At 68.9% G+C, this 22,824-nt stretch carries 27 protein-coding genes, 1 tRNA gene and 1 pseudogene; 17 read left to right on the plus strand and 12 right to left on the minus strand.

Features of this window, described 5'->3' with window-relative positions; all coding sequences use genetic code 11:
- Positions 1 to 5 precede the first annotated feature (5 nt).
- Genes J2Y58_RS10635 through ribH form a run of 3 tightly spaced genes read left to right on the plus strand, consistent with a single transcriptional unit; the run spans position 6 to position 2,150 of the window.
- A complete protein-coding gene (locus J2Y58_RS10635; RefSeq protein ID WP_310102674.1) occupies positions 6 to 611 on the plus strand; it encodes a riboflavin synthase in 606 nt (201 codons plus the stop codon).
- The gene (gene ribB / locus J2Y58_RS10640) at positions 601 to 1,731 is read left to right on the plus strand and encodes a 3,4-dihydroxy-2-butanone-4-phosphate synthase (protein ID WP_310102677.1); all 1,131 of its coding nucleotides are present in this window, start codon (positions 601 to 603) and stop codon (positions 1,729 to 1,731) included. The genes J2Y58_RS10635 and ribB overlap by 11 nt, the downstream gene beginning before the upstream one ends.
- Positions 1,731 to 2,150 carry a 6,7-dimethyl-8-ribityllumazine synthase gene (ribH, locus tag J2Y58_RS10645; protein ID WP_310102679.1) on the plus strand — a complete coding sequence of 140 codons (420 nt, stop codon included), beginning with the start codon at positions 1,731 to 1,733 and terminating at the stop codon, positions 2,148 to 2,150. The genes ribB and ribH overlap by 1 nt, the downstream gene beginning before the upstream one ends.
- Positions 2,151 to 2,160: 10 nt before the next feature.
- Here the strand turns inward: ribH and J2Y58_RS10650 are convergent, their stop codons facing one another.
- A complete protein-coding gene (locus J2Y58_RS10650; protein WP_310102683.1) occupies positions 2,161 to 2,478 on the minus strand; it encodes a hypothetical protein in 318 nt (105 codons plus the stop codon).
- Positions 2,479 to 2,661: 183 nt separating this feature from the next.
- Here J2Y58_RS10650 and J2Y58_RS10655 point away from each other — a divergent pair, with 183 nt between their 5' ends.
- Complete coding sequence (locus J2Y58_RS10655) at positions 2,662 to 3,012, plus strand: hypothetical protein (RefSeq protein ID WP_310102685.1); 351 nt, start codon at positions 2,662 to 2,664, stop codon at positions 3,010 to 3,012.
- 102 nt (positions 3,013 to 3,114) lie between these two features.
- Here the strand turns inward: J2Y58_RS10655 and J2Y58_RS10660 are convergent, their stop codons facing one another.
- The 4 genes from J2Y58_RS10660 to J2Y58_RS10675 all read right to left on the minus strand — a co-directional run bounded on the left by J2Y58_RS10660 (position 3,115) and on the right by J2Y58_RS10675 (position 5,150).
- On the minus strand, positions 3,115 to 3,909 hold the full coding sequence (locus tag J2Y58_RS10660) for a DUF72 domain-containing protein (protein ID WP_310102687.1): 795 nt from the start codon (positions 3,907 to 3,909) through the stop codon (positions 3,115 to 3,117).
- Positions 3,906 to 4,613: an HPP family protein gene (locus J2Y58_RS10665; RefSeq protein ID WP_310102690.1), complete on the minus strand. Its 708-nt coding sequence runs from the start codon at positions 4,611 to 4,613 to the stop codon at positions 3,906 to 3,908. The genes J2Y58_RS10660 and J2Y58_RS10665 overlap by 4 nt, the downstream gene beginning before the upstream one ends.
- A gap of 48 nt (positions 4,614 to 4,661) precedes the next feature.
- Positions 4,662 to 4,964, minus strand: a complete 303-nt coding sequence (locus tag J2Y58_RS10670; protein ID WP_310102692.1) for an I78 family peptidase inhibitor — start codon at positions 4,962 to 4,964, stop codon at positions 4,662 to 4,664.
- A gap of 111 nt (positions 4,965 to 5,075) precedes the next feature.
- Positions 5,076 to 5,150, minus strand: a tRNA-Gly gene (locus J2Y58_RS10675).
- Positions 5,151 to 5,305: 155 nt separating this feature from the next.
- On the opposite strand from J2Y58_RS10675, the gene J2Y58_RS10680 reads away from it, so the two are divergent.
- From J2Y58_RS10680 to J2Y58_RS10710, 7 genes and pseudogenes are all read left to right on the plus strand, one after another.
- Positions 5,306 to 6,016 (plus strand): response regulator transcription factor, encoded by a 711-nt coding sequence (locus tag J2Y58_RS10680; protein WP_310102694.1) that lies wholly within the window; start codon positions 5,306 to 5,308, stop codon positions 6,014 to 6,016.
- A 30-nt stretch (positions 6,017 to 6,046) separates the two neighbouring features.
- Positions 6,047 to 7,369: an ATP-binding protein gene (locus J2Y58_RS10685; RefSeq protein ID WP_310102696.1), complete on the plus strand. Its 1,323-nt coding sequence runs from the start codon at positions 6,047 to 6,049 to the stop codon at positions 7,367 to 7,369.
- A 155-nt stretch (positions 7,370 to 7,524) separates the two neighbouring features.
- On the plus strand, positions 7,525 to 9,084 hold the full coding sequence (locus J2Y58_RS10690) for a SulP family inorganic anion transporter (protein ID WP_310102698.1): 1,560 nt from the start codon (positions 7,525 to 7,527) through the stop codon (positions 9,082 to 9,084).
- 161 nt (positions 9,085 to 9,245) lie between these two features.
- Positions 9,246 to 10,097 (plus strand): annotated as a pseudogene (locus tag J2Y58_RS10695) (TorF family putative porin).
- A 90-nt stretch (positions 10,098 to 10,187) separates the two neighbouring features.
- On the plus strand, positions 10,188 to 11,084 hold the full coding sequence (locus tag J2Y58_RS10700; protein ID WP_310103064.1) for a tetratricopeptide repeat protein: 897 nt from the start codon (positions 10,188 to 10,190) through the stop codon (positions 11,082 to 11,084).
- Positions 11,081 to 11,704: an LON peptidase substrate-binding domain-containing protein gene (locus J2Y58_RS10705; RefSeq protein WP_310102700.1), complete on the plus strand. Its 624-nt coding sequence runs from the start codon at positions 11,081 to 11,083 to the stop codon at positions 11,702 to 11,704. The genes J2Y58_RS10700 and J2Y58_RS10705 overlap by 4 nt, the downstream gene beginning before the upstream one ends.
- Entirely contained in the window at positions 11,701 to 11,871 is a 171-nt protein-coding gene (locus J2Y58_RS10710) for a Trm112 family protein (protein WP_310102702.1), read from the plus strand. The genes J2Y58_RS10705 and J2Y58_RS10710 overlap by 4 nt, the downstream gene beginning before the upstream one ends.
- Before the next feature lie 143 nt (positions 11,872 to 12,014).
- Here the strand turns inward: J2Y58_RS10710 and msrA are convergent, their stop codons facing one another.
- From msrA to pabB, 4 genes are all read right to left on the minus strand, one after another.
- The gene (gene msrA, locus J2Y58_RS10715) at positions 12,015 to 12,668 is read right to left on the minus strand and encodes a peptide-methionine (S)-S-oxide reductase MsrA (RefSeq protein WP_310102704.1); all 654 of its coding nucleotides are present in this window, start codon (positions 12,666 to 12,668) and stop codon (positions 12,015 to 12,017) included.
- 79 nt (positions 12,669 to 12,747) lie between these two features.
- Entirely contained in the window at positions 12,748 to 12,894 is a 147-nt protein-coding gene (locus J2Y58_RS10720) for a hypothetical protein (protein WP_310102705.1), read from the minus strand.
- A 180-nt stretch (positions 12,895 to 13,074) separates the two neighbouring features.
- Complete coding sequence (locus J2Y58_RS10725) at positions 13,075 to 14,274, minus strand: pyridoxal phosphate-dependent aminotransferase (RefSeq protein WP_310102707.1); 1,200 nt, start codon at positions 14,272 to 14,274, stop codon at positions 13,075 to 13,077.
- Between the two features lie 48 nt (positions 14,275 to 14,322).
- Positions 14,323 to 16,068 (minus strand): aminodeoxychorismate synthase component I, encoded by a 1,746-nt coding sequence (gene pabB / locus J2Y58_RS10730; protein ID WP_310103067.1) that lies wholly within the window; start codon positions 16,066 to 16,068, stop codon positions 14,323 to 14,325.
- Between the two features lie 107 nt (positions 16,069 to 16,175).
- Between pabB and J2Y58_RS10735 the strand changes: the two genes are divergently transcribed.
- The 6 genes from J2Y58_RS10735 to J2Y58_RS10760 all read left to right on the plus strand — a co-directional run bounded on the left by J2Y58_RS10735 (position 16,176) and on the right by J2Y58_RS10760 (position 20,053).
- Complete coding sequence (locus J2Y58_RS10735) at positions 16,176 to 16,835, plus strand: MBL fold metallo-hydrolase (protein ID WP_310102709.1); 660 nt, start codon at positions 16,176 to 16,178, stop codon at positions 16,833 to 16,835.
- Between the two features lie 210 nt (positions 16,836 to 17,045).
- Positions 17,046 to 17,225, plus strand: a complete 180-nt coding sequence (gene rpmF / locus J2Y58_RS10740) for a 50S ribosomal protein L32 (RefSeq protein WP_028967316.1) — start codon at positions 17,046 to 17,048, stop codon at positions 17,223 to 17,225.
- A gap of 73 nt (positions 17,226 to 17,298) precedes the next feature.
- The gene (gene plsX / locus J2Y58_RS10745; protein WP_310102713.1) at positions 17,299 to 18,333 is read left to right on the plus strand and encodes a phosphate acyltransferase PlsX; all 1,035 of its coding nucleotides are present in this window, start codon (positions 17,299 to 17,301) and stop codon (positions 18,331 to 18,333) included.
- Positions 18,330 to 19,310 (plus strand): beta-ketoacyl-ACP synthase III, encoded by a 981-nt coding sequence (locus J2Y58_RS10750; protein WP_310102715.1) that lies wholly within the window; start codon positions 18,330 to 18,332, stop codon positions 19,308 to 19,310. Before plsX ends, J2Y58_RS10750 begins: the two co-directional genes overlap by 4 nt.
- An 87-nt stretch (positions 19,311 to 19,397) precedes the next feature.
- Positions 19,398 to 19,697 (plus strand): integration host factor subunit alpha, encoded by a 300-nt coding sequence (locus tag J2Y58_RS10755; protein ID WP_310102717.1) that lies wholly within the window; start codon positions 19,398 to 19,400, stop codon positions 19,695 to 19,697.
- Positions 19,698 to 19,702: 5 nt separating this feature from the next.
- Entirely contained in the window at positions 19,703 to 20,053 is a 351-nt protein-coding gene (locus J2Y58_RS10760) for a MerR family transcriptional regulator (RefSeq protein ID WP_310102720.1), read from the plus strand.
- A gap of 30 nt (positions 20,054 to 20,083) precedes the next feature.
- Here the strand turns inward: J2Y58_RS10760 and J2Y58_RS10765 are convergent, their stop codons facing one another.
- From J2Y58_RS10765 to J2Y58_RS10775, 3 genes are read right to left on the minus strand one after another with little or no spacing between them, the layout of a single operon-like run.
- Positions 20,084 to 21,268: a glycosyltransferase gene (locus tag J2Y58_RS10765; protein WP_310102722.1), complete on the minus strand. Its 1,185-nt coding sequence runs from the start codon at positions 21,266 to 21,268 to the stop codon at positions 20,084 to 20,086.
- 14 nt (positions 21,269 to 21,282) lie between these two features.
- The gene (locus tag J2Y58_RS10770) at positions 21,283 to 21,795 is read right to left on the minus strand and encodes a DUF2141 domain-containing protein (RefSeq protein WP_310102724.1); all 513 of its coding nucleotides are present in this window, start codon (positions 21,793 to 21,795) and stop codon (positions 21,283 to 21,285) included.
- A gap of 2 nt (positions 21,796 to 21,797) precedes the next feature.
- Positions 21,798 to 22,763, minus strand: coding sequence for a hypothetical protein (locus J2Y58_RS10775; protein ID WP_310102726.1), 966 nt, complete (start codon positions 22,761 to 22,763; stop codon positions 21,798 to 21,800).
- Positions 22,764 to 22,824 lie beyond the last annotated feature (61 nt).

Raw genomic sequence — 22,824 nt, forward strand, 5'->3', positions numbered from 1 at the left:
TTCCCATGTTCACCGGCATCGTCACCGACATCGGCACCATCGAGGGCGTGGAGGAACGCGGCGACCGGCGCGTGACCGTCGCCACCGCCTATGACACCGCCGCGATCGACCTCGGCGCGTCGATCGCCTGCTCCGGCGTCTGCCTGACGGTGGTCGATACCGCGCCGGGCCGGTTCGTCGTCGACGTATCGGGCGAGACGGTATCGCGCACCGCGCGCGATCAGTGGCAGGCCGGGCGCCGCCTGAACCTGGAACGCGCGATGAAGCTTGGCGACGAACTCGGCGGCCATATCGTCACCGGCCATGTCGACGGCATCGCCGAGGTGACCGACGTCACCGTCGACGGCGATTCGCGCCGCATCGCCTTCCGCGTCGACGCCGCGCTCGCCCCGTTCCTCGCGCCCAAGGGCTCGGTGACGATCGACGGCGTGTCGCTCACCGTCAACGCCGTGATCGACGAGGGCGACACCACCGTCTTTTCCATCAACCTGATCCCGCACACGCAGGCCGTCACCACGCTCGGCGCGCTGGCGGCCGGGCAGGCCGTCAACGTCGAGATCGACGTGCTGGCGCGCTATCTGCAACGCATGGAGCATTATCGTGGCCGCTAACCCCGAACTCGCCCGCCTGCGCCACGGCTATCTCTCGACGCCCGAGGAGATCATCGACGAGGCGCGCAACGGGCGGATGTTCATCCTGGTCGATGACGAGGATCGCGAGAACGAGGGCGACCTCGTCATCCCCGCGCAGATGGCGACCCCGGAGAAGATCAACTTCATGGCGCGCCACGGCCGCGGGCTGATCTGCCTCGCCATGACCAAGGCGCGTGTCGAGGATCTCGGGCTCGACCTGATGAGCCGCAACAACGGCACGCGGCACGAAACCGCCTTCACCGTCTCGATCGAGGCGCGCGAAGGCGTGACCACCGGCATCTCCGCCGCCGATCGCGCCTGCACGATCGCCGCCGCGATCGATTCGACCAAGGGGCGCGCCGATATCGTCACGCCGGGCCACGTCTTCCCGCTCGTCGCGCGCGACGGCGGGGTACTGGTGCGCGCGGGCCATACCGAGGCGGCGGTCGACGTGTCGCGGCTCGCCGGGCTCAATCCCTCCGGCGTGATCTGCGAGATCATGAACGAGGACGGCACGATGGCGCGCCTCGACGATCTCGTCTCGTTCGCACAGCTCCACAACCTCAAGATCGGCACGATCCGCGACCTGATCGCCTATCGCCGCCGCCACGACCATCTGGTCGAACTGGTGAGCGAGGCGCCGTTCACCAGCCGCTGGGGCGGGGACTGGACCGTGCGCGCCTATCGCAACAAGGCGACCGGCACCGAGCAGATCGCGCTGGTCAAGGGCCGCGTGGATCCGGCGCGGCCGACCCTGGTGCGGATGCACGCGCTGTCGCCGTTCGCCGATCTGTTCGGCGAGGAGGGCGAGCGCAGCCGGATGCTGTCGCGCTCGATGGAGATCATCGCAGGCGAGGGCGCGGGCGTGATCGTCGTCATCAACCGCCAGCGCGCCGACGCCTTCACCACCGCGGTGCGGATGAAGGCGGGCGAGAGCGCGCCGGCCGATATGGAGGAATTGCGCGACTACGGCGTCGGCGCGATGATCCTCGCCGAACTGGGCGTGCACGACATGGTGCTGCTCACCAACACGCATCACACATTGGTCGGGCTCGACGGCTACGGGCTGTCGATCGTCGGCGAACGGAAGGTGGATTGATGGCCAACGTCCTCATCGTCGAAGCGCGCTTCTACGATCATCTCAACGACATGCTGGTCGCGGGCGCGCGCGCGGCGATCGAGGCGGCGGGGCACCGCGCCGAGGTGTTGACCGTGCCCGGCGCGCTCGAGGTGCCCGGCGCGATCGCGATGGCGGCGGACAGCGGCCGCTACGACGCGTTCGTGGCGCTGGGCGTCGTGATCCGCGGCGAGACCTATCATTTCGAGATCGTCGCCAACGAAAGCGCGCGCGGGATCATGGCGCTGACGATGGACGGCGTGCCGATCGGCAACGGCATCCTGACCACCGAGAACGAAGCGCAGGCGATCGTCCGCGCCGACCCGGCACAGCTCGACAAGGGCGGCGCTGCGGCGACGGCGGCGCTGGCGATGCTCGACCTGAAGGAACGGCTGGGGTGAGGCGGGGGCGTCACTGATATCGGAACGGCACGGACCGCAGCATCGTGCGCAACGTCGTTCCGAGAAGCAGCCCGATCAGCGATAGATAATCGATGCGATGCAGACCGAGCGCGACGGTGAAACATCCTTGCAGGGCGAGCCACAGGAGCAGGACGATCGCCATCTCGCGGGTGAACATCCGAGCGCGCGGCGACAGGCGGCGGTAATGACGATAGAGCCAGCCGTCGATCGCTCCCATGTCCGCCAGCCGTTGCCCGGCGTACAATGCCATCACATCGGTACGGGTCATATTGAGTTCCAGCGGTTCCTGTCGTGAGACCTCGGCCATGCGTTCTGCTCCGTCCGGACGTACCGCGCTCACCATTGCACGCGACTTGCCCTGGATAAAGCACAGGACCGCGTCGGTTCTGACCCGTTGTTCGCTCTTCCGTGTCGATAGGACACACGCGCTGCACGCAGTACCGGCGACCTTCCGCTTCGATACCGCGCCCCTGCCGTGTACGATCGATCGATGAACGACGGCCTTTTCGCGACGGCGCTACGCGGCGACTCGCCGGGCGGTTCGAACGAGGACGTGGCGGCTTTTCTCAACCGTTTCGCGGCCGATGTGGCGCATGCCTATCACCGCGGCGAGTTGCCGTACGCGGTGTGCGACAGCATCGTCTGCGATCTGCGCGCGCTGCTCGACGGGCTGTGGATGGATGGGGTCTCGCATGCCTGGCCCGCGCTGTTCCAGCAGGTGTATGATGCGTTCGAGGCGGGGGCCCGGCATGCGCGCGCCGATGGCTCCGACGATCCGGTGGCGGCCTATACCGATCCGGCGATCGCGGCGATCGTGGCGCGGCTGGACGGGGCGGCGTAGCGCTGTCCTACACGCGCCAACATCCCGCATGGAGCGATCATGGCCGACCCGCGAACGTTGAGGAAATGCGCCATCGTCTCAACATTCGCAACATTCGCACGGTTATCCCAGCCGCTCGATCAGCGCCATCGCCGCCTGCGGGGCCCGCACCTTCGCGCCGTTTATCATGAAGATGAACGTGTCGCGCGGCTGCACCGGGGCGGTCTGCGCGACATAGGGCAGACCGTCCGGCGACTCCCCCGCCGCCCACGCCCTGGCGACGTCGCGCCAGCGGTCGAGCGCGTCGGGGGCGTAGCCGGCCGGCTCCTCCTCGCGCGCATCCTCCAGCCGGGCGTAGACGAAGTCGCCCGACAGGTCGGCCAGCGCCGGATAGTCCGCCGAATCGCCATGCACGATCGCTACCCCGGCCGCACGGCACAGGTCGACGAAGGCGGGGGTCGCGAAACTAGCGTGCCGCACCTGGATCGCGTGGCGCAGCGGCACCCCGGCCTCGCTGGCGGGCAGCAAGTGGAGGAACGCGGCCATGTCCGCGGCGTCGAACTTCCGTGTCGCCGGCATCTGCCACAGGATGGGCCCCAGCATGTCGCCCAGCTCGACGATCCCCTGCCCGACGAAGCGCGCGATCGATTCGCCCGCGTCCGCCAGCACCTTGCGCGTCACGCAATAGCGGGACGCCTTCAGCGTGAAGACGAACCCGTCGGGCGCGGTCGCGCGCCAGCCGGCGAAGGTCGCGGGCTTGAACGAGGAATAGAAGGTGCCGTTCACCTCGATCGCGGTGACGTGGCGGCTGGCATATTCCAGCTCGCGCTTGTGCGGCCATTTGTCGGGATAGAAGCTCCCGCGCCACGGCTCGTAGGTCCAGCCGCCGATGCCGACTCGGATCGAGGATAATGTCATCGCACCGGCTTGCCGGGTCGCACGGCACGTGTCGAGCCGGCGCGCCGTGCCGCCGCATGCGCCTCCGCCCGCGTCAGCAGCGCGTCGAGATCCTCGGGCGCGATGTCGAACGTCTCGTGCAGGTCGGCGAGTGCGGCGTCGATGTCCGCGGCGTGCAGCCCGCCCAGCGCCGCCGCGGCCGGGGCGGGGGCGGGGCGGTGCGGATAGCCGTGCCCGGTCATCCGGTGGTAGCAGATGCCGAGCGCAACCAGCGCCAGCGAGTTGACGCCGACCGGCGCCAGCGCAAACATCCATCCCGCGGCATGGATGCCGGGGCTGCCGATCACCGCCGTCAGCGCCGCCGCGCCGCCGGGCGGGTGCAGGCACCGCAGCAGCGACATCGCCAGGATCGCCGCGCCGACCGCAACGCCCGCCGCCAGCGCGGTCTGCGGAATCAGGTGATAGGCCGCGACCCCGACCAGCGCGGAGAGCGTATTGCCGCCGATCACCGGCCACGGCTGTGCCAGCGGGCTCGCCGGCACCGCGAACACCAGCACCGCCGACGCACCCAGCGGCGCCACGATGATGGGCAGGTCGGCCTGCGACAGCGGCAACCGCGCGCAGACCAGGAACGTCAGCGCCAGGCACAGCGCCGCGCCCAGACAGGCGATCAGCCGCGCCGGCCAATGCGCGCCGGCGAGCAGGAGCGAAAACAACGGCTTCATCACGCGGCCGCCGTAGCGTGCCGCCCGCCCGCCGTCACCGCCCGCATGCTAGCCGCAGGTGATGTGGGTAACGTTGCCGTCGCGGTCGATGTGGATGTTGCGGCGCGTGGGAATGAAATCCATCGTCGCCTGATCGCCGGGGCGCAGAATGCGCAGCTTGGTCGGGTCGAGCCGCGCGCGCAGCCATTTGCCCGGTAGTGGCCTGCCCGGCACCACGCCCTTGATCGCGCAGGCGGCACCCGGCGCAGCGGATCGTTCGCCGCGGGGCGGATGCAGCGGCGGCAGAACCGATGGACGATCGACCCGCGACGGGTCGGCGGACATCGCGCCCAGCATGCCTAAGACGATCATCGCTCACCCTCCATCCGCGCGCCGAACCGACGCCATGCGCACGATATGCGGCCCGGCCCCTGAACGAAAGTCGTCCGGCCCCGTGGCGATATGTTCGGTGATGGTGGAAACTGGAGCGGGCGAAGGGATTCGAACCCTCGACCCCAACCTTGGCAAGGTTGTGCTCTACCCCTGAGCTACGCCCGCTCTGGCGCCGTGACCGGAAGCGTGTGAAGCGCTCCCGCCGGGTGAGGTGGTGCCATTAGCGGCGGTGTTTGCACCCCGCAACAGCTTTTTCGCAGCCACCGACGTTTTTCATGCCGAATTGACCCGCCCCGGTCCGGACCCTAGGTCGTGAGGGCATGACCGCCCCCACGATCCTGCTTGTCGAGGACGATCCGTCGCTCCGTATGCTCACCGCGCGCGCATTGCAGGAGAACGGTTTCGCCGTCCGCCCCGCGTCGGCCGCGCCGGAGATGTGGCTGGCGCTCGATTCCGGGCCGGTCGACCTCGTGCTGCTCGACATCATGCTGCCCGGAACCAGTGGGATCGACCTGTGTCGCTCGCTGCGCCAGAAAAGCGACGTCCCGATCATCTTCATGTCGGCGCGCGCCAGCGAGACCGACCGCGTCGTCGGGCTGGAGCTGGGGGCGGACGATTATATCGCCAAGCCGTTCGGGACGCGCGAGCTGGTGGCGCGGGTGCGTGCGGTGCTGCGCCGCCCGGCGCTCGATCGCCGCGCGGGGGCGGGTGATCAGGGCGTGCTGACCTTCGACGGCTGGACCGTCAATTTGCCGCGCCGCGAGCTGTCGTCGCCGAGCGGCGCGATCGTCGACCTGACCGGCGCGGAGTTCGACCTCCTCGTAGTGCTTGCCGATCACGCACAGCGCGTGATCGCGCGCGAGCGGCTTATCGAGCTCAGCCGCACGCGGCTGGGCGACAGTTCGGACCGCTCGATCGACGTGCTCGTCAGCCGCCTGCGCCGCAAGCTGGGCGGGGCAGGTGCGCCGGCACCGATCGTGACGGTGCGCGGGGTCGGCTACATGCTCAACGCGCCGGTCGAGCGCGCCTGACCGCGTGACGTTTCCGCGCCCGCCGGCCGCATGACCTTCCTGCGCCGTCCGGCGGTCGGCCTGCTGGGGCAGGTGCTGGCGATCCTCCTGCTCACCTTGGTGATCGAGTTCGGCGCCAGCACGTTGCTCTATGAACGCGCGAGCAGCTTCGCGGTGCGCGACGACGAAGCGAACCGGCTCGCCGAGCATCTGGTCATCAGCCGTCGCCTGATCGCCGAACGCCCGCCCGAGGAGCGCTCGGCGATGGCCGCGGAGCTGACCACCGACCGATACGCGCTGCAATGGAGCGCGACGCTGCCGACGATCCCTCCGATCGCCCCGGCGCTCAACGAGATGCAGCGGCAGGTGATCGAGTGGGAGCCGTCGCTGGCCGCGACCGATCTGTGGCTGCGCTTGCAATCGCCGGGCCGCCGCTCTGTGGTGACGGGGGGCTTGCGACTGTCGGACGGCAGCTGGCTGTTCTTTCGCACGCGCCAGCCGATCGCCAATCTCAATCTGTCGTTCGAGCGGATCGCGCTGGCCATGGTGCCGGCGATCGCGCTGATGCTGTTGGGTGGATTGCTGCTGCGGCGCGTGCTGCTGCCGCTGCGCCGACTGGCGACCGCGGCGGATCGGGTCGGGCACGGGGCAGTCGAGCATGTGGAGGAGGACGGACCGGGCGAGGTGCGGCGCGTGATCACCGCCTTCAACCGCATGCAGGACCGCATCCAGGCGCTGATCGCGGGGCGGACGCAGGCGCTGGCCGCGGTCGGCCACGACCTGCGCACGCCGCTGGCCCGGCTTCACCTGCGCACCGAGGGGCTGCCGCACGACGAGACGCGCGACGCGATCGCGCGCGACGTGGCGGAGATGGAGGCGATGATCACCTCGCTGCTCGCGTTCCTGGGCGGATCGGCCGAGCCGGAGCCGGCGAGCGTGGTCGATCTGGCGGTGCTGTGCGCGACGCTGGCCGACGATGCCGAGGATCGCGGGCGGATCGCGACCTATGTCGGTCCGGACCATGTCGAATGGCGGCTGCGACGCGTCGGCTTCAAGCGTGCGCTGGTCAATTTGGTCGAGAATGCGCTGCATTACGGCGACGAGGTGACGATCACGCTGCTGACCGACCGGCCGGGCGTGACGATCTGCGTCGAGGACGACGGACCGGGGATACCGGACGACGAGCTCGACCATGTGCTGGAGCCGTTCGTACGGCTCGATCCGGCGCGGGCGCGCGACACGGTGGGGTTCGGGCTGGGTCTCTCGATCGTCCAGCTGGCCGTGTCGGCCGAGGGCGGCGTGCTGACGTTGGAGAACCGCCAAGACGGCGGACTGCGCGCCGCGATCGCGCTGCCGCCGCAAGACACGAAATGACACGTACGCGCCGCACGGCGGAAAGAAGTCGGCCGTAGGCCCTGGACGATTAGGACAGGGAGAACGGACGTGGTCAGGGGAGGCAAGCGCGGCGCGGAGGGCGTGCCCGCGTCGCTGGTGCAGGCGACGGGTACCCGCTGGAAGGTGCACGCGTAATGGCCAGCGGCCCTCCCGCCCAGCCAGCGGCGGCGACCCGCCCGGGCATTTCCGTCCCGTCGATCCCGCTGCTGGGGCGCGACCTGACCTCGTCGATCGTCGTCTTCCTGGTCGCCATGCCGCTGTGCATGGGGATCGCGATCGCCTCCGGCGTGCCGGCCGAGAAAGGGCTGATCACCGGCATCATCGGCGGGATCGTCGTCGGTGCGCTCGCCGGTTCGCCGTTGCAGGTCAGCGGCCCGGCGGCCGGGCTGGCGGTGATCGTCTACGAGCTGGTGCGCGACCAGGGCTTGTCCGCGCTGGGTCCGATCCTGGTGGTCGCGGGTGCGGTGCAGGTCGCGGCAGGCGTGTTCCGGCTCGGCGGCTGGTTCAAGGCCATTTCGCCCGCGGTGGTCCACGGCATGCTCGCCGGCATCGGTGTGCTGATCGTGGTGGGGCAGTTCCACGTGCTGTTCGACCACCGGCCCCTGCCGAGCGGGCTGCAGAACCTGGCGGCGATGCCCAGCCGGATGCTCGGCCTGTCGCCGACCAATCTTCAGGTCAGCGAGTTCGCCTTCCTGATCGGCGTCGTGACGATTGCGGCGATGGTCGGCTGGGAGAAGTTCCGCCCCGCCGCGCTGCGGCTGATGCCGGGCGCGCTGGTCGGGGTGCTCGTCGGTACGATCGTGGCGTTGCTGCTCGGCGTCGAGGTCGCGCGCGTCCAGGTGCCCGATTCGATCTTCGCCGCGGTCGCGCCGCCATCCGGGAACGCGTTCGCGCGGCTGCTCGATCCGGCGGTGATCGCCGCGGCGGTGGCGATCGCCTTCATCGCCTCGGCCGAGACGTTGCTGTCGGCGGCGGCGGTCGACAAGATGCACAACGGCGTGCGTACCGACTATAACAAGGAATTGCGCGCGCAGGGTGTCGGCAACCTGCTGTGCGGGTTCGCGGGCGCGCTGCCGATGACCGGCGTGATCGTGCGCAGTTCCGCCAACGTCCAGGCGGGCGCGGCGACGCGGCTGTCGGCGATCCTCCACGGCGTCTGGATCCTCAGCTTCGTCGCGGCGCTGCCGTTCGTGCTGAAGCTGATACCGATGGCGGCGCTGGGCGCGATCCTGGTCGTCACCGGCTTCCGGCTGGTCAGCGTCAAGCACGCCACGCACCTGTTCCGCGACTATGGCGTGCTGCCGGTGCTGATCTGGGCCGCGACGCTGATCACCGTCGTGTCGACCGACCTGCTGACCGGCGTGCTGGTCGGGATCGGGCTGACGATGCTGGAGCTGATCCCGAACCTGCACCGGCTGCGGTTGCGGGTGTACGAGGGCACCGAGGCGGATACCCACGCGATCACGCTGGATGGCACGGCGACCTTCGTAACGCTTCCCAAGCTGGCGGAAACGCTGGACCGCGTGCCCGCCGATACCCGCGTGACAATCGACGCCTCGCGGCTCGACGCGGTCGACCACACCACCGCCGAGATGCTGCGCGACTGGTTCCAGCGCCGCCGTGCCTCGGGGCAGGCGGTGGAGGTGACCGGCGCGCGTGGCCGGATCGCCACACTGACCGAGGATCGTCACTGATCGTCCTCGTTGGCAATGTTTTGATACCAAACAGACACATTGCTGCAATGCGGCGCGGATACCTCGGAAGGGTGGACCAGCCCACGCCCTTCCGCTGCATGTAGCGGGAGAGAGCGAAGCGGACCGCAAGCAGGAGGAGCCTCTTTCCATCAGGAGGTTCCATGAAGTACGCATTTCTTCTCCCCGCCGCCATGCTGGCGCTGGCCGCCGTTCCCGCCGCCGCGCAGGAGGAAGCGCCGCCGAAGCCGGTGACGGTGTCCGGCTCGGTCGGATTGGTCAGCGACTATCGCTTCCGCGGCGTCTCGCAGTCCGACGAGAACCTGGCGGTGCAGGGCGGTTTCACGATCGCGCACGAAAGCGGTGTCTATATCGGCACCTGGGGCTCGAACCTGGCCGGCTGGGGCACGTTCGGCGGCGCGAACATGGAGCTCGATCTGATCGCGGGCTATAAATTCCCGGTCGGTGACGGCGGTACGCTCGACGTCGGTGCCACCTGGTACATGTACCCGGGCGGTTTCGACAACACCGACTTCATCGAGCCGTACGTCAAGCTGTCGGGCACCGCCGGGCCGGTCAGCCTGACCGCGGGCGTCGCCTACGCCCCCAAGCAGGAGGCACTGGGTGCCTGGTAGGCCAACGGTACCTCGGCGGCGAACGGCGAGTACGATCGGCCGGGTGCGAAGGGCGACAACCTCTACGTCTGGGGCGACGCGGCGGCGGCGATCCCCAACACCGGGTTGACCGCCAAGGCGCATATCGGCGCGTCGAGCGGCAACAAGGGCCTGGGGCCGTTCGCGACCAGCGTCGCCCCGACCGGCGCCTATGCCGACTGGCTGCTGGGCGTCGATTATGCGATCCCCAGCACGCCGCTGACCGTTGGGGTCGCCTATGTCGACACGAACATCACGGATCGCGAGGCGGCGTATCTCCAGCCGAGCTTCAGCCGTGGGCAGGACGGCGTCGGCTCGATCGCGGATGCCAAGGTGGTCTTCGCGCTGACGGCGGCGTTCTGACCTGGCGGCGGCGGGGGGTTTGTATCCCCCGCCGCCATCCCACATAAGGGGGCGAGCAATTGCAGGAGTGCCCCCTTGGCCACGTTAGGCATGTCACCGGCAGAGAAGGAAGCCGTCCAGCGGTTCCGCGCGAGCGTCGTCGAACCGTCGATGACGCAGCTCGTGATCGTCGATTTCTGGGCGGAATGGTGCGGGCCGTGCAAGGCGCTGGGACCGGTGCTGGACAAGGTCGCGGCGGATTATGCCGACAAGGGCGTCGTGCTGGCCAAGGTCGACACCGACAAGGACCAGTTCATCGCCGCACAATTCCAGATTCGGTCGATCCCGACCGTCTATGCGATGTTCCAGGGACAGCTGGTCGCGGACCTGACGCCCGCGCGGACCGAATCGCAGCTCAAGCAGATGCTCGATCAACTGCTGCGCCAATTGCCGATCAGCGGCGCGGCGCAGTCGCAGGAGGCCGAGCTGGAGCCGCTGATCGCGATGGGCGAGCAGGTGCTGGCCGAGGGCGATGCGGTGCGCGCGCTGTCGATCTTCGACCAATTGGCGGAGATGGCGCCCGATCACCCGGCAGTGCTCGCGGGGCGGATCCGCGCGCTGGTCGCGGCGGGGCAGGTCGACGACGCCGAAGCGGCGATCGCGGCGTTGCCCGAGGATGTGGCAAAGCTGCCCGACGTGGCGCGCGCCGCCTCGGCACTCGCGCTCGCGAAGTCGGCACCGGCGGTGGACGATCTCGCCCCGCTGGAGGCGGCGGTCGCGGCCGATCCGGATGATCTTCAGGCACGCTACGACCTCGCCAACGCGCGCATGGCGGCGGGGCAGCGCGATGCGGCGGCGGACGGTTTCCTGTCGATCGTCGCGGCGGATCGCGACTGGAGCGACGGCGCCGCGCGGCAGCAGCTGCTCAAGCTGTTCGAGGTCGTCGGCTTGGAGGATCCGTGGGTGTCGGCGCAGCGCCGCAAGCTGTCGGCGATCCTGTTCGGATGACCGATACCACGCGGCTCTCGATCTTCCCGTTGCCGGGTGCGCTGTTGTTCCCGCAGCTGCACCTGCCGCTGCACATCTTCGAGCCACGATACCGCGCGATGGTGTCGGATGCGATGGCGCGCGACCGGCGGATCGCGATGATCCAGCCGCGCCCCGGCATCGGTGACGAGGAGGCGCCCGAATTGTTCGACATCGGCTGTGTCGGGCGGATCGCCGAGGTCGAGGCGCTGGACGACGGCCGCTACAATGTGATCCTGCAAGGATTGTCGCTGTTCCGGGTTCGCCGCGAGCTGGTGGTGACGACGCCGTTCCGGCAGGTCGAGGCGGAGCTGCTGCCCGTCGCTGCCGACGAGACGCTGGCGCTCGGCGCGCGTGCCTCGCTGGAGATGGAATCGCGGCGCTTCGCCGAGGCGCATGGCTATGCGGTCGACTGGAAGTCGGTCGGGCGGCTCGACGACACCAGTCTCGTCAACGGCATCGCGCAGATCGCGCCGTTCGATGTCGCGGCGAAGCAGGCGCTGCTGGAGGCGCCCGATCTCGCCGCGCGGGCCGAGTTACTGGTGCAGCTGATGCAGTTCTTCGGCCGTCACGACGGCGAGGACCGGGTCACGCTGCAATGACGATCGATCCGTGGTTGCTGGAGCGGCTGGTCTGTCCGGCCACGCGCACGCCGTTGCGGTATGACGCCGAGCGGGCGGAGCTGGTTTCGGAGGCGGCACGGGTCGCTTACCCGGTGCGCGACGGGGTGCCGGTGCTGCTGGTCGAGGAGGCGCGCGCGCTGGATTGAGTGCGCGGCAACATCACCCGCTCGCCCTGCGCGTGTCAAAGCGCGTTACCGGGGTTATGTGCTCTTCGGCGACGCTCAGGACCACCTTCGAAAGGCTCGCGCGAACGGTGGGGCGTCGGCGCTGTCGGCCGCAGTCGAACGCTTTATCGCATCGCCAGCTGCGGAAATCCCGCCCGGAATCCGGCGACCTTCGGCTTGTCCCAGCGCACGATATACGGATGCGTCGGGTTCTTGCGGAAGAAGTCCTGGTGGTAATCCTCGGCCGGGTAGAACCGGCCGGCCTCGATCCGGGTGACGATCGGCCGCGGGAAGGCGTGGGCGTTGCCGAGCTGCGCGATATAGGCAGCGGCGACGGCGCGCTGTTCGGGCGTCTGCGGAAAAATCGCCGAGCGATAGCTGGTGCCGCTGTCCGGGCCCTGTCGGTTCAGCTGCGTCGGATCGTGCGCGATCGAGAAATAGACGCGCAGCAGCGTGGCATAGCTGACGATGCGCGGATCGTAGGTGATGCGGATCGCCTCGGCGTGGCGGGTCGTTTCGCTGCTGACCGCGCCATAGTTGGCGGTTTGCGCGGTGCCGCCGGCATAGCCGGCCACCACATCGCGCACCCCCTTCACCTGCTGGAACACCGCCTCCATGCCCCAGAAGCACCCGCCGGCGAGTACCGCCGTCTGCAACCCAGCCGACGGCGATACGTCGCGCGCGGCGGCGGGGATCGGCACGGCGCGCTCGGCCTGCGCGGTGCCGCAGGCGGCAAGGAGGAGCGGCAATGCCGCGAGCGTGGCGGAAATGCGGATCATGGCCAGGATATGGGGCGGCGCTGGCCGCTCCGCCAGAGCAGCGCGGCCGGATCAGCGGACCCGGGTCAATGCGCCTGGATCAACGGGCGGCGTGCGTCGCGGTCGCCGCATAGGCGTTGGCCGGCGCTTCCGATTGGGTGACATGGGCGGCCATCATGCCCAGCGCACCCAGCACGAAGCCACCGGCGAACTGCCATGCGAAGCTCGACGTGATGAAGCGGGTCATTCCTGGTCTCTCTTTGCCTGTTGTCTCGCATCGCCGCCGGGCCCGAGCCGCAGCGACGATGGAGCCATCATCGCCCCGCGCGCCTGAACGGCGGCTGGGACGATCGTTCATCGGCGATTTAACGACAGCGACGCTGTCGCACCATGAGGAGTGCGGAAAGCGATCGTTTCGAAAAGTGCGTTATTCCAGCGCGGCACAGGCAGCCTGAATGCGGTGGCACGCCTCGGTCAGCAGCGCCTCCGACGTCGCATAGCTGATCCGCATCGCGGGCGAGACGCCGAACGCCACGCCTTGCACCGCCGCGACCTTCGCATCGTCGAGCAGATAGCCGACGAAATCGCTGTCGGTCTCGATGCGCTTGCCCGCCGGAGTCGCCTTGCCGATCACGCCCGACACGTCCGGATAGACGTAGAAGGCGCCTTCCGGCTTGGGACAGGTGATGCCCTCGGCGGCGTTGAGCATGTTGACCACCAGGTCGCGGCGGACCTGGAACGCGGCGGCGCGCTCCTTCAGGAACGACTGGTCGCCGGTCAGCGCCGCCGTCGCCGCGGCCTGCGCGATCGAGCACGGGTTGCTCGTCGACTGCGACTGGAGCTTGGCCATCGCCTTGATCAGCCATGGCGCGCCGGCCGCGAAGCCGATCCGCCACCCGGTCATCGCATAGGCCTTCGAACAGCCGTTGACGGTCAGCGTGCGCTCGTAGAGCGACGGGCATACCTCGGCGATCGTCGCGAAGCGGAAGCCGTCGTAGACGATATGCTCGTACATATCGTCGGCGAAGATCCAGACGTGCGGATGCCGCTCCAGCACCGCGCCGAGCGCCTTGAGTTCGTCGGCGGTATAGGCGGCCCCGGTCGGGTTCGACGGCGAGTTGAGGATCACCCACTTGGTGCGCGGCGTGATCGCCGCCTCCAGCATGTCGGGCGTCAGCTTGTAGCCGACATCCGCACCCGCCGCGACGATCACGGGGGTCGCGCCCGCGAACTGCACGACGTCCGGATAGCTGACCCAGTACGGCGCGGGCACGATCACCTCGTCGCCGGCGTCGAGCGTCGCGACGAGCGCGTTGAAGAGCGTATGCTTGCCGCCGACGTTCACGCTGATCTGCGCCGGCGTATAGTCGAGGCGGTTGTCGCGCTTGAACTTGGCGACGATCGCCTCCTTCAGCTCCGCGGTGCCGTCGACGTTCGTATATTTCGTCTTGCCCGCGCGGATCGCCTCGATCGCGGCGTCCTTGACGAAGTCGGGCGTGTCGAAGTCCGGCTCGCCGGCGCCCAGCCCGATCACGTCGACCCCGGCACGCTTCAATTCCAGCACGCGGCTGGTGATCGCCAGCGTCGGCGAGGGATTGATGCGGTCGAGCGCGGCGGAGGTGTGCATGGTCGGCGCCTTCTATGGGAAGCGCGTGCGCCTATGCGACGCGGCGGCTCATTGTGCAACCGCGCACACGGCTGGAAGTAGCCCGCGCAACGCATTGCCGACGAAGAACCCGTCGCTCAGGTCGTCGGGCGTCAGGTCGCCCTCGATCGCGCGGCCTTCGTCGAGCAGCGCGCCGCGCAGCACGCCCGGCAGCAAGGGGCCGGCACGCGGGGTGACCAGCGTGCCGTCACGCAGCACGAACAGGTTGGTGAAGCTGCCCTCCGTCAGGCGGCCGTCCGGGGCGACGAACACCACCTCGTCGACGCCGCTGGCCGCGCGGGCCGCGTCGTAGAAGCGCCGATCGCTGGTCTTGTGGCGCAGCCGCCAGTCGCGCTCGCCGACCGGCAGCGGCGCCACCGCCACGCGCAGCGGGCGATCGGGGGCAGGCGGGCGCGCGGCGACCTCGATCGCGATCCGTCCCGTCTGCGACGCCATCAACCGCACGCGCGCCGGCTTGCGCAGCCGGAAGGTCGCGGCCTGCAATTCGTTGCGGGCATCGTGCCGGTCGAAGGTGAAGCCCAGGATCGCGGCGCTCGTGCGAAGGCGCTCGATATGGCGGTCGATGTGCAACAGCCCCTCGTCGGGGTCGAACGCCATCGTCTCCAGCAGGTCGAAGCGATGCTGCGCGCCAGCCAGGAACACCGCCTTGGCCATCGCCTCGTCCCATTCGTCCTCGACGCGCGAATCGGCGACGATCCCGCCGCCGATCCCGATCGTGGCATGGTCCGCGCCGTGGTCGATCGTCAGCGTGCGGATCGCGACGTTGAACGCCGCCGAGCCGTCGGCATCGATGCGGCCGATCGCGCCGGTATAGGCGCCGCGGGGGGATCCGCGCTCGATCGTGGCGATCGCCTGCATCGCGCGGACCTTCGGCGCGCCGGTGATCGACCCGCACGGGAACAAGGCCTGGAGCACGTCGACGGCGTCGCGTCCCGGTGCCAGCGTCGCGGTCACGGTCGAGGTCAGCTGGTGCACGGTCGGATAGCGTTCGACGGTGAACAGCTCGGGCACCGCGACGCTGCCCGGCACGGCGACGCGCGACAGGTCGTTGCGCATCAGGTCGACGATCATCAGATTCTCGGCGCGCTGCTTGCTGTCCTGCGCCAGCGTCCGCGCCACCGCCAGATCGATCGCGGGATCGGGATGGCGGCGCGCCGTGCCCTTCATCGGGCGGCTGGTCAGCGCGTCGCCGTCGCAGGTGAAGAACAATTCCGGCGACAGCGACAGCAGCGTCTGCGTCCCCGTCGCGACCAGCGCGCTCCATTTCGCACCCGACGTGCGCCGCAGCCCGGCGAACAGCGCCAGCGGATCGCCCAGGAACGGCACACGCGCCCGGAAGGTGAGGTTCAGCTGGTAGATGTCGCCCGCGCGGATCAGCGCCTGCGTCGCGTCGAACATCGCGGCATAGTCGGCGCGCGACGGCTCCGGCGCGGGCGTGCCGGTCCAGGCGCCCGCGGGATCGGGAAGCACCGCGTCGACGTCAGCAACGTCCTCATGCCCGTCGAACAAGCCGAACCACGCCAGCGGCGTCGGGCCCGCCTCGGCGACCGCCGCGGCCGGCTCGAACCCGGCACCCGCACCGTACGACAGGAACCCCGCCGCCGCGCCTGTCCATTCGCGGATCGCCGACAGGACGCCCGGGACCTCCGCAGGCGCGTTGGCGACCAGGATGCGGGCCGGCCGGGTGTACAATCTTGCGGCATTGCTGCCCGACCTGGCGTCTTGAAGCAGGACGAAGGGAGCAGCGAGGTGCATCGGCATCTTGATGCCCGCGCGTCGCCGCGCCCGCAAGTCGCGTTGCTTCCGACAAAGGTCGAAGCTAGCACCGCCGGTACCCCGCGACCGGGCAGGAGCTTTCCCGAATGATCGACACCCCGTTGCGCGCCGCCGTCATCCCAGTCACCCCGCTCCAGCAGAATTGCACGCTGATCTGGTGTACGGCGACGAAGAAGGCCGCGGTGGTCGATCCCGGCGGCGACCTGCCCCGCATCCTGGCGGCGATCGAAAAGGCGGGGGTGACCGTCGAGAAGATCCTGCTGACGCACGGCCATATCGACCATGCGGGCGAGGCGGGGCCGCTCGCCGAGCAACTGGGTGTGCCGATCGAGGGACCGCACGAGGACGATCGCTTCTGGCTGGCGCGGCTGGACGAGGACGGGCGGCAATGGGGCATCCGCGGCGTCGTGGTCGAGCCCGATCGCTGGCTGGTCGATGGCGATACGGTAACGATCGGCGACCTGACGCTCGACGTGTATCACACGCCCGGGCACACCGCCGGGCATGTCATCTTCCACCATGCCCCGTCGCGATTCGCGCAGGTGGGCGACGTGCTGTTCCAGGGTTCGGTCGGGCGCACCGACATGCCGCAGGGCAACCACCCGCAGCTGATCGAATCGATCGTGACCAAGCTGTGGCCGCTGGGCGACGATACTGCGTTCATCCCGGGGCACGGGCAGCCCAGCACCTTCGCGCACGAGCGCGCCCACAATATGTTCGTCAGCGACCGGGCGCTCTCCGCCTAGTGGCACCGCGACGACGCTCGCGCGTTGAGCGGTGGGAGGATGGTGTGACCGGCTTTGCTTGCAACCTGCGCGAAAATGGCTATAGGCGCGGGGCTTCGCGATGCGAGCCGATGCCCGGCTGCCTGCCGCGGCCGGTGCTCGCATCGTCCGCGCGGCGCCGTGCATCGGCTCGTCGCTCCTATGAAATACTAGACAGATCAAGGTGCCACGATGGCCGTCCCCAAGCGAAAGACCTCTCCCTCCCGCCGTGGCATGCGCCGCGCGCACGATGCGCTCTCGGTCGAGGCGTTCCAGGAATGCCCGAACTGCGGCGAGCTGAAGCGCCCGCACAACCTGTGCACCGCCTGCGGTCACTACAACGGTCGCGAGGTCATCGCGGTCGACGCCTGATCCTTGACGGGTACAGGCATGTCGGCCGAAGCCCGTCCGGGTACAGGTGTAGCGTCGGGAGCGTGATCCAGTGATGTCCGACAGGTCCCGGATCGCCGTCGACGCGATGGGCGGTGACGAGGGGCTGGCGGTGATGCTGGCCGGGGTGGCGCGTGCGTGCCGCCAGTATGACGACGTCAACTATCTGCTGGTCGGCGACGAGGCGGCGATCCGGGACGGGCTGAAGAATCACCCGAACCTGTCGCAGCATTCCGAGATCGTCCACGCCCCCGACGTGATCGCGGGCGACGAGAAGCCGAGCCAGGCGATTCGGCGTGCCAAGACCACGTCGATGGGAGTGGCGATCGACTGCGTGAAGCAGGGGCGCGCCGCCGCCGCGGTGTCCGCCGGCAATACCGGCGCGCTGATGGCGATGGCCAAGCTGTCGCTTCGGACCATGCGCGGGATCGACCGACCGGCGCTTGCCGCGCTGCTGCCGACGCTGGGTGACAACGACGTCGTCATGCTCGATCTCGGCGCGAATACCGAATGCGACGCGCGCAACCTGGTGCAGTTCGCGGTCATGGGCGCGGCCTATGCACGTACCACGCTGGAGCTCGATTCGCCGCGGGTCGCGCTGCTCAACATCGGCAGCGAGGACCAGAAGGGCACCGAGGAGATTCGCGACGCCGCGCAGATGCTGCGCGCCGCGCCGCACCTGCCGATGCGCTTCGAAGGATTCGTCGAGGGCGATCGCCTGTCGCGCGGGCAGCATGACGTGATCGTGTGCGACGGCTTCTCGGGCAATATCGCGCTCAAGACCGCCGAGGGTACGGCGCGTTTCGTCGCCGACCTGCTGAAGCGCGCGTTCCGCAGTTCGGCACGCTCGAAGATCGGCTTCCTGATCTCGCGCCCGGCGACCGAGCTGCTGCGCGATCATCTCGATCCGAACAACCACAACGGCGCGGTCTTCCTGGGCCTGAACGGGCTGGTCGTGAAGAGCCATGGTAGCGCCAACGAGCGCGGGGTGGCGACCGCGATCGGCAATGCTGCCAAGATGGTCCGTGCCGACCTGACCCGGCGCATCATCGAAGACCTGCGCCACTTCGAAGCAAAGGCGGCCGCATGATCCGTGCCGTGCTGACGGGGACGGGAGCTGCGCTTCCCGCCCGCCGCGTCTCCAATGCCGAACTGGCAGAGCAGGTCGACACCTCCGACGAGTGGATCGTCGAGCGCACCGGTATCCGCTTCCGACACATTGCGGGCGAGGGCGAGACGACCGCGACGCTGGCGCGTGATGCCGCCATCGCCGCGCTCGCCGCGGCCGGACTGGCGGCGGGTGATATCGACCTGATCGTCCTCGCTACCGCCACCCCCGACAACACCTTTCCGGCCACCGCCACCAAGGTGCAGGCGATGCTGGGGATCGACGATTGCGTCGCGTTCGACGTGGCGGCCGTCTGCTCGGGGTTCCTCTATGCGGTGCAGGTCGCCGACAGCATGATCCGAGCCGGCGCGCACACCCGTGCGCTGGTCATCGGCGCCGAGACGTTCAGCCGCATCCTCGACTGGGAAGATCGGGCGACCTGCGTGCTGTTTGGCGATGGCGCCGGAGCGATCGTGCTGGAGTCGCGCGACACCGCCGATGATGTCGGCGATCCCGCCGCCCGCGGCATCCTGGCGACGCGGCTGCACGCCGATGGTCGCCATAATGGGTTGCTTTATGTCGATGGCGGACCGTCCACGACCGGGACGGTGGGCAAGCTGCGGATGAAGGGTCGGGAGGTCTTTCGCCACGCGGTCGTCAATCTGGCGGCGGTCATGGAGGAGGCCTTGAGGGCCGCCGGGCTGGTTGCCGACAAGGTCGATTGGGTCGTTCCGCATCAGGCAAATGCGCGGATACTGGACGCGACGGCACGCAAGCTTTCCCTGCCTTCTGAACGGGTTGTGGTCACTGTCGATCAGCATGCCAACACGTCCGCCGCGTCGGTACCGCTGGCCCTGGATCAGGCCGTACGCGACGGTCGAATCCAGCCCGGGCATATCGTCGTTCTAGAGGCGATGGGCGGCGGATTCACGTGGGGAGCGGCCGTCGTCCGGATGTGACCCGTGATTCCGGCCGCATCGACAAGTCGAGGCTGGCTCGATAACGGAGGGGAATTACTGAACCTTTTCGGGGGCTAGGGCAGCTCGATGATGCAAGCAGGTACGTTGACGCGCGCAGATCTGGCGGAGTCGCTTCACAAGCAGGTGGGGCTTTCCCGTGCCGATTCGGCGCGGTTCGTTGAGCAGATCCTGGACCATATGTGCGGTGCGCTTGCCGAGGGCGAGAACGTGAAGATTTCCGGCTTCGGCACGTTCGTGCTGCGCGACAAGGGCGAACGTATCGGACGCAATCCCAAGACCGGCGTCGAGGTACCGATCGCGCCGCGCCGCGTCCTGACCTTTCGCGCCAGCCAGATGATGCGCGACCGCATCGTCGGCGCAGGCTGAGCCCGTTGGCGTCGGACAGTAAATCCGCCGCCGCGTTTCGCACCATCGGCGAGGTCGCGCTGGCGACCGGCCTCGCGCCGCATATCCTGCGTTATTGGGAAGGGCGCTTTCCCCAACTTCGGCCGGTGACGCGCGCGGGCAACCGTCGCTATTACCGGCCGGAGGACGTCGCCTTGGTCGAGCGGATCGACCGTCTGCTCAACCGCGATGGCTATACGATCAAGGGCGTCCAGCAATTGCTGGCGCGCGAGTCTGCCGTGGCGGCTCAGCCATCGTCGCCGCTGGCGGCGATGCCGGCGTCGGCGGAACTGATCGCCGTCCGCGACCTCCTGGCGCGCGCGCTCGCCGACGATTGACGGCGCGATCTGTGCACCGGACGCGGTGCGCTACGCCGATCTGCTGGTCGAACCGCGCGCGTCGATCACCGACTGATAGTGCGCGACCAGCGCCTGCGCGTGTTCACGGTCGCTCCACACCTTCGGCGCCGCGACACCCGCCGCCCGGCGCAGGACGTGCTGATCGCGCGACGCCATGGCGACGATCGCGCGTGCGCAGTCATAGGCGTCGCCGCTGCGGTAGCGCTCCGCGAAGGCGGGTTGCGCCACTGCCGACGCTCCGCCGCGATCGGGCACGATCAGCGGCTGTCCCGATGCGAGTGCCTCTGACGCAACCAGCCCGAACGGCTCTGAGTGGCAACCGTGGATGAAGGCGTCCGCGCTCGCCATGATCGAGGCGAGCTGTCCGCGATGATAGATCGGCTGGAACATCCGCACATGCGGGCTCTCGTCGATATGCCGCTCCAGCGTGCGCGTGTCGGGACCCAGTCCCAACAGCACCAGACCGACCGGCAACTTCGCACCGGCGCGCCGCACGGCGTCGATCACCATCGGCCAGCGTTTCTCCGGGTGGTGCCGCCCCACGCCGATCAGCAGATAGGCGTCCTCGGGCAGCCCGCATTGCGCGAGCATCGCGGCGCGCAGCGTGGCGCTGCGCAGCTCCGGTGAGAAATGCTCGCGCTCGATCCCCAGCGTCATCGTCGCGTCGACACGCAGCCCGCGCGCGCGCATCCGCTCGGTCAGCAGCGGCCCGTTGGTGACCACCGTGTCGAACCGGTCGAGACACCGCGCCATGTGCCGGTCGTACCAACCGAACGCACGCTCGATCGTCGCCTCCGACGCGATCCGCGCGAACCAGCGCTTCGGATAGGCCTCCATGTTGTCGTTGTGCATGAACCACGATCGCACGGCGTCGCCCCGCCAGTCGGCGACGATCGCCGCCGAGCGCCACGGCGCGCAATTCTCGACCACGTCGGGGCGATAATGGTCCAGCAGCGCGTGGACGGGGGCGGCATCCCAGAACAGCCCGTAGTTCGAATCGAACGGGATTCCCGGCGCCTTCACGTAGTGGATGCGCGCACCGCCGGGGCGCTCCTCCACGCGATCCTCGCGGCCGGGCGCGATCACGATCTGCTGGTGGCCCAGTTCCGACATGATCGCCATCTTGCGGTCAAGGTACGACCGCACGCCGCCGCCGTTCGGCGCGTAGAATTCGTTGACGTCGACGATCCGCATGATTCGCCTCTCGTTCAGCGCATGAAGCCGAAGCCGCCCAGTCCGCGCAGATATTGCGCGCGGATCACGGTACGGGTGACGCCGGGACCGACGTCGATCAGGGCATCTGCCAGCTTGGGACGCGCGCGACCAATCTTGTGGTTGCTGGGAAAGCCCGCACCGTCGCTCCAGAAGTTGAACTTGCGCTTCCCGTCACGGTCGTGGCCCAGGAACAGCGCGTAGCGGCCCGGACGCGGCACGCGGATGCAGATCGCCGCATCGCCGCTCGGCGGCGGGGCGACGGTCACGCGGCGGAAGAACTTGCCTGCCTTCGCCAGGTCCTTGTCGCCGGCGAGGAAGTCGTCTTCGTTGGGCGGATACAGCTCCAGCTTGAGCGTGCCCGAACGGTCTTTCAACCCGGTGACGGTGGCAAGGATCGCCGGCCCCTGCTCGGCGGTGCACGCGGCGGCGTCGCTGCCCAGCACCTGCGCGCGCGCGCCCGGTGCCGCCAGCGCCAGCGCCGCGGCCGCGACGCTCCACATAGCCATTCTCATGCTGCCTTGCGCCATGCGCGCGTCCTTTCCCACACATACACCGCCCCGAACAGCAGCAGCAGCAATCCGTGCATCAGCAGGGTCGATGCGGCGGTGAACGCCATCAGGTCGGACAAGGTACGATCATGCCCGATCACCAGGATCGCGAAGTTGGCGAAAAGCAGGTCTTTGTTGGGCAGGAACGGCAACCTTGAGACCAGTTGCCGCCCGGCGACCAGGAACAGCCACATGCCGATCGACACACTCGGCACCGCCCATGCCCAGGCGAGCGCGATCGTGACGCACGCCGCCGCGATCCGCAGCAGGTCGATCCAGAAGATGAACCACAGGTCCCGGCGCGGCAGCGAGAAGACGCGCTTCGAAAACAGGATCAGCGCCAGCGACAGCGCGGTCGCGAAGATCAGCGACCAGATCATGGCCTGGATCACCTCGGGGGCGATCAGCTGGTAGCCGAGCGGCAGCGCCACCGCGCCGAGCAGCAGCGCCGTGACGTTACCGGTGATCGCCGAGACGATGCTGACGTCCTTCACCGCCCCGAACGGCGCGGTGACCATTTCCAGCCGCGCGCGCGCCCAGGCGTAAAAATAGGCGTCGCCGGTGTAGCCGACGAGGATGTCGTTCGCGATCCGCTTGCGGTTCAGCGCCGGGAACGCGGCCGGCGGCACGTCCCACAGCCGGCGGAAGATCGCGTAGTCGCACAGCGGCAGCGCGAAATAGGAGGCCAGAAAGAAGATGTAGAAGCCGGGCGAGGTCGGCACCGCGCGCCGCAAGCCGGCCAAGCCGTGATCGAACAGCTCGTGCCAGACCCCGATCAGCATCGCGACGGTCAGCACCGTCGCCAGCAGCGCCGGCCAGCGCCGCCGCAACGTCTGCACCGGTTGCAGCGCGACCAGCGGGGCGGCGTCGCCGTTGGAGAGTGGAGAGGGAGGGGAAAGTGGCTCGTCGACGCGCAATCGTCTCATCCTGCGCCCGTTTCGCACGGGCAGCGGGCCTTAGCAGCCCCGGTCGGTGCGCGCCAGCGGG

It is taken from the genome of Sphingomonas sp. BE138 (assembly GCF_031456125.1).
GTDB lineage: Bacteria > Pseudomonadota > Alphaproteobacteria > Sphingomonadales > Sphingomonadaceae > Sphingomonas.

Coding starts and splice junctions, on each gene's coding strand:
- J2Y58_RS10635 (WP_310102674.1), top strand. CDS start 6: ATGTTCACCGGCATCGTCACCGACATCGGCACCATCGAGGGCGTGGAG.
- ribH (WP_310102679.1), top strand. CDS start 1,731: ATGGCCAACGTCCTCATCGTCGAAGCGCGCTTCTACGATCATCTCAAC.
- J2Y58_RS10650 (WP_310102683.1), bottom strand. CDS start 2,478: ATGGCCGAGGTCTCACGACAGGAACCGCTGGAACTCAATATGACCCGT.
- J2Y58_RS10655 (WP_310102685.1), top strand. CDS start 2,662: ATGAACGACGGCCTTTTCGCGACGGCGCTACGCGGCGACTCGCCGGGC.
- J2Y58_RS10660 (WP_310102687.1), bottom strand. CDS start 3,909: ATGACATTATCCTCGATCCGAGTCGGCATCGGCGGCTGGACCTACGAG.
- J2Y58_RS10665 (WP_310102690.1), bottom strand. CDS start 4,613: ATGAAGCCGTTGTTTTCGCTCCTGCTCGCCGGCGCGCATTGGCCGGCG.
- J2Y58_RS10670 (WP_310102692.1), bottom strand. CDS start 4,964: ATGATCGTCTTAGGCATGCTGGGCGCGATGTCCGCCGACCCGTCGCGG.
- J2Y58_RS10680 (WP_310102694.1), top strand. CDS start 5,306: ATGACCGCCCCCACGATCCTGCTTGTCGAGGACGATCCGTCGCTCCGT.
- J2Y58_RS10685 (WP_310102696.1), top strand. CDS start 6,047: ATGACCTTCCTGCGCCGTCCGGCGGTCGGCCTGCTGGGGCAGGTGCTG.
- J2Y58_RS10690 (WP_310102698.1), top strand. CDS start 7,525: ATGGCCAGCGGCCCTCCCGCCCAGCCAGCGGCGGCGACCCGCCCGGGC.
- J2Y58_RS10700 (WP_310103064.1), top strand. CDS start 10,188: ATGTCACCGGCAGAGAAGGAAGCCGTCCAGCGGTTCCGCGCGAGCGTC.
- J2Y58_RS10705 (WP_310102700.1), top strand. CDS start 11,081: ATGACCGATACCACGCGGCTCTCGATCTTCCCGTTGCCGGGTGCGCTG.
- J2Y58_RS10710 (WP_310102702.1), top strand. CDS start 11,701: ATGACGATCGATCCGTGGTTGCTGGAGCGGCTGGTCTGTCCGGCCACG.
- msrA (WP_310102704.1), bottom strand. CDS start 12,668: ATGATCCGCATTTCCGCCACGCTCGCGGCATTGCCGCTCCTCCTTGCC.
- J2Y58_RS10720 (WP_310102705.1), bottom strand. CDS start 12,894: ATGACCCGCTTCATCACGTCGAGCTTCGCATGGCAGTTCGCCGGTGGC.
- J2Y58_RS10725 (WP_310102707.1), bottom strand. CDS start 14,274: ATGCACACCTCCGCCGCGCTCGACCGCATCAATCCCTCGCCGACGCTG.
- pabB (WP_310103067.1), bottom strand. CDS start 16,068: ATGCACCTCGCTGCTCCCTTCGTCCTGCTTCAAGACGCCAGGTCGGGC.
- J2Y58_RS10735 (WP_310102709.1), top strand. CDS start 16,176: ATGATCGACACCCCGTTGCGCGCCGCCGTCATCCCAGTCACCCCGCTC.
- rpmF (WP_028967316.1), top strand. CDS start 17,046: ATGGCCGTCCCCAAGCGAAAGACCTCTCCCTCCCGCCGTGGCATGCGC.
- plsX (WP_310102713.1), top strand. CDS start 17,299: ATGTCCGACAGGTCCCGGATCGCCGTCGACGCGATGGGCGGTGACGAG.
- J2Y58_RS10750 (WP_310102715.1), top strand. CDS start 18,330: ATGATCCGTGCCGTGCTGACGGGGACGGGAGCTGCGCTTCCCGCCCGC.
- J2Y58_RS10755 (WP_310102717.1), top strand. CDS start 19,398: ATGATGCAAGCAGGTACGTTGACGCGCGCAGATCTGGCGGAGTCGCTT.
- J2Y58_RS10765 (WP_310102722.1), bottom strand. CDS start 21,268: ATGCGGATCGTCGACGTCAACGAATTCTACGCGCCGAACGGCGGCGGC.
- J2Y58_RS10770 (WP_310102724.1), bottom strand. CDS start 21,795: ATGGCTATGTGGAGCGTCGCGGCCGCGGCGCTGGCGCTGGCGGCACCG.
- J2Y58_RS10775 (WP_310102726.1), bottom strand. CDS start 22,763: ATGAGACGATTGCGCGTCGACGAGCCACTTTCCCCTCCCTCTCCACTC.